2 protein-coding genes and 1 pseudogene are annotated in these 3,992 nt (G+C 59.8%); 1 reads left to right on the top strand and 2 read right to left on the bottom strand.

From position 1 onward, the window contains the following. Positions 1–227 (bottom strand): annotated as a pseudogene (locus tag EOA60_RS38315) (hypothetical protein); the annotation flags it as partial. Between the two features lie 142 nt (positions 228–369). Here EOA60_RS38315 and EOA60_RS22230 point away from each other — a divergent pair. Beyond that, on the top strand, positions 370–3,324 hold the full coding sequence (locus EOA60_RS22230; RefSeq protein ID WP_128311896.1) for a TrlF family AAA-like ATPase: 2,955 nt from the start codon (positions 370–372) through the stop codon (positions 3,322–3,324). Positions 3,325–3,352: 28 nt separating this feature from the next. Here the strand turns inward: EOA60_RS22230 and EOA60_RS22225 are convergent, their stop codons facing one another. Continuing rightward, a complete protein-coding gene (locus EOA60_RS22225; RefSeq protein ID WP_127335941.1) occupies positions 3,353–3,910 on the bottom strand; it encodes a hypothetical protein in 558 nt (185 codons plus the stop codon). Positions 3,911–3,992 lie beyond the last annotated feature (82 nt).

Raw genomic sequence — 3,992 nt, 5'->3', positions numbered from 1 at the left:
GCCTCATAGAGCCGCCTTCGACCCGTTGGTGTCAGATCCTTTTCAAGGCGATTGGCGACCAGCAGGTACCGCATCTCCGCCGGTCCGAGCAAACGCTGAACGCTACGGCCGACACGCCGCTGTCGAGCCCGGATGACGCCCTTGTCGACGGCCTTATTGAGAGACGTCGGAGAGCGATTCAGCACATAGCCGGCTTCAGTCAGTGTCAATGCTTCCGCGGTAGACATTCGCACCTCCATATCTATAATCAATCCCCAAAATAGGGATGGATTACGACAAGCGCAAGGCGGAAGCACGGGCGTCCAGATTCAATCTTCCGGCGGTTTCGCGACGAGGGTACAGAGCAGGCTGGGCTGAACGGGGCGCAACATGGTGGAGGTGTCGCGGGGATCGGAATGGCACAGGTGGGAGCCGCATATTCACGCGCCGGGTACTGTCCTTGAGGATAGATTTCCGGCCGGCGGTTGGGAACAGTACCTGACAGCTCTGGAATCGGCTGTGCCGAAACTGCGCGCCATAGGGGTGACCGACTATTGCGTCACCCGGTCCTACGAACGAGTTCGAGCGCACAAGGACAACGGCCGCCTGCCCGACTGCGATCTCCTATTCCCGAACATCGAGCTGCGGCTGAACACCGGAACGGTCAAAGGCAATTTCGTCAATATCCACCTCCTGGCATGTCCCGACGATCCGAACCACGTCACCGAGCTCAACAGGTTCCTCGCCCAACTTAGCTTTGGAGCGTTCAACGACAAATTTGCCTGTACGCCGTCCGATCTCATCCGCCTCGGCCGCCGCTCTGATCCAACCAAGACCGACGACGAGGATGCGCTTCGGCATGGCTGTACCCAGTTCAAGGTCTCTCTCGACAATCTCATCGATGCACATCGCAGCATAGAATGGGCCGGGGACAACATTCTCATCGCGGTTTCAGGAAATGCCGATGGAACGTCCGGCGTCAAAGAAGCGGCAGATGCCACGCTCCGCGAAGAGATCGAAAAGGCTGCCCACGCCATCTTCGCCAGCAGTCTGAAACAAAGGGACTTCTGGCTAGGTCACGGCAAAGCCAGCGTCAGCGAGCTGCGCGACCGGTATGGCGGCTGCAAACCTTGCATCTGGGGATCGGACGCGCATGAACTGGCGCGGGTTGCGAAACCTGCGGAAGACCGCTTCTGCTGGATCAAGGGCGTGCCGAGCTTCGATACGTTGCGGCAGGCCTATCTAGATCCCGAACGCGCTTACGTGGCCCCCGAGCCACCGTCATGGGCCGCACCGTCCCAGATTATCGACGAGGTGACAGTTTCCGGTGCGCCGTGGGCGAAGACCCCCAGACTGAAACTCAATCCCGGCCTGGTCGCGGTCATCGGCGCCCGCGGATCCGGAAAGACCGCTCTCGCGGATATCATCGCGGCAGGCTGTGACTCCTATGAACCATCGGATGAGCGCCCGTCCTTCCTCGGCCGAGCCGCCGAGCACCTCGCCGGCGCGCGTGTTACATTGAAGTGGGGAAGTGGTGATCCCAAGACAGCGTCTCTCGACTCGCCGGTGAACTGGTCATCCGAGGCTTATCCGCGAGCGCGATACCTTTCGCAGCAATTCGTCGAGACTCTCTGCTCGATCGAGGGCATGCCCACACTCATCAAGGAGATCGAACGGGTCATCTTCGAGGCTCATCCTTCGATCGACCGCGACGGCGCCGTCGACTTTGAAGAACTCCTCGAACTCCGCGCACGGGAATATCGCGATACGCGCGAGCGCGAGGAGGCGGCGCTGGCGACAATCTCGGAGCAGATCGGTGCTGAGATCGAGAAGACGCGGCAGGTCGGTTCGTTGAAGTCGCAGATGGAGGAAAAGAAGAAGCTGATTGCGCGATATGAAGGCGATCGCAAGAACCTCCTGCCAAAGCGGCCGAACAAAGCAGCGGAGCGGCTCCAGGAGATCATTGCGGCCGCAGAGACCGTGCGTGGATACATCCGGTACTTCGCCAACCAGCAAGCTGCCGTCGTTGGCGTCAGGAATGAGGTCCAGGACCTGAGACAGAACAAGGCTCCCGAAGTTCTGCGGTCCATGCAGGATCGCCACCAACGCGCTGGACTCGAGAGTGACGACTGGAAGCGTTTCCTCCTCACCTATTCGGGCAATGTGGATGAATCGGTAAGTAAGAAAACGGCCGAGGCGCAGCGCGGAATGTCGTCATGGCGTGGTACCGCGCCAACGGCGCCCGTTGACGCCGACGGATCGTTTCTTCGCAACACCGATGAACCGGCAAAAATGCCGCTCGCCGTTCTTGAGGCGGAGATCGCGCGCCTCGAAAAGCTGGTCACTGCTGACAAAGAGACGGCCAGCAAGCTGTCCGCTGTGACGAAACGAATTGCCGAGGAAAACACCGCACTCGAGCGGCTAACCGAGAAGCTCAAGGATTGTGAGGGCGCGCGCGAAAGAGCTGACGCGCTCGTCGTCGAACGCGAGCAGGGATACGTTCGGGTTTTCGACGCTGTCGTTTCGGAAGAGCGCGTCCTCAACGAGCTCTATGCACCGTTGATGAAACGCCTGAAAGCTGCGGGCGGCACATTGGCGAAGCTCTCATTCTCGGTCACGCGCGTGGCGAATGTCCGGGCGTGGGCGAAGCGCGGCGAGGATGATTTGTTCGATCTGCGCGGCGGGCCTTTCAAGGGGATAGGCTCGCTCGAACGGGAAGCGAACGCGATGCTGGCCCCCGCGTGGACGACCCGGGACGCCGCCACGGTCTCTAAGGCAATGCAGGCCTTCCGGGACAAGCATCAGGAAGCCTTGCTCGACAAGGCCCCATACCCGCGATCCGATCAGGCGAACTATCGTCCGTGGTCGCGTCGCTTCGCGCAATGGCTCTACAGCACGGACCACATTTCGATCGAGTATGGGATCCGATACGACGGCATCGATATCAGGAAGCTCTCGCCCGGAACCCGCGGCATCGTCCTCGTTCTCCTGTATCTGGCCCTCGACGACGCCGATGACAGGCCGCTGATCATCGATCAGCCGGAGGAGAATCTCGACCCGAAATCCATCTATGACGAGCTCGTGCCGCTATTTCTCGCCGCGAAACGCAAACGGCAGGTGATCATGGTGACGCACAACGCAAACCTGGTCATCAATATTGACGCCGATCAGATCATCGTCGCTGAAGTGGGTGCGCACAGCGCCGAGGGCTTGCCGCCGATCACCTATAGCGCTGGCGGTCTCGAAGAGGCCCGCATCCGCAAGATCGCCTGCGACATACTCGAAGGCGGAGAACTTGCGTTCAAGGATCGGGCTCGCCGCTTGCGGATCGCGCTGGCGCGCTAGCGTGACCCACAACGAGTCGATCAGGGCATTAGCGGGAGAATTTCCCGGCAACGCTGTCTGCGTTCGCTGTTGCATTAAGCCATTCAAGCTCATCCAGCCATTTCGCGGTCGCAAACCGGTTGACCACGAACTGATAGCTGATCCAAAGCCCACCCCACTGCGGTAGCAGATTTGTATTGATAGTCGACGTGACCGGCGAATACTTCAACGCGAGATCGCCAGAGCACTCACCCTTTTCCTGATTTATTCCCTCCAGCCAGGCACGATGTTTCTCGGTCGCGAATTTGGAAACGATGAACTCGCCGCCCTGCATGAGGCCAACGACCTCGAAAATCCCCTTGCCGAAGTGCTGATACATTGGAATGTCGTCATCTGGCCCCGAGCGGCCTATGACCAAGCCGCCCGGACGCGCATCGAGCATGCGTCCCTGCTCGAGCTCGACGAAGAATTCCTCAAACGTCAGGCGATGAAGGGCCGGGGCTAAACAGCCCGGGCACGTTTCCGCACTGAGCGGAATCGAAGCACCACATGTCTGGCAACCCGTTTCCGATCCGATTTCCAGCCGAAACTCTGCCATCTCGCCCAACCGCTTTGACCATACATCCCTTCATTTCTGAGTCGGATCGGATCGCCAACCGGATTTGAAGCTGCTGGCGATCGCACTGGGC

This window comes from Mesorhizobium sp. M1A.F.Ca.IN.020.06.1.1, assembly GCF_004023265.1.
Lineage (GTDB): Bacteria > Pseudomonadota > Alphaproteobacteria > Rhizobiales > Rhizobiaceae > Mesorhizobium.
Note: the sequence above shows the minus strand (reverse complement) of the source record. Positions and strands in the feature narration are given on the sequence as shown.

Excerpts from the sequence above, each read along its gene's own strand:
- EOA60_RS22230 (WP_128311896.1), top strand. The coding sequence starts at position 370 with ATGGTGGAGGTGTCGCGGGGATCGGAATGGCACAGGTGGGAGCCGCAT.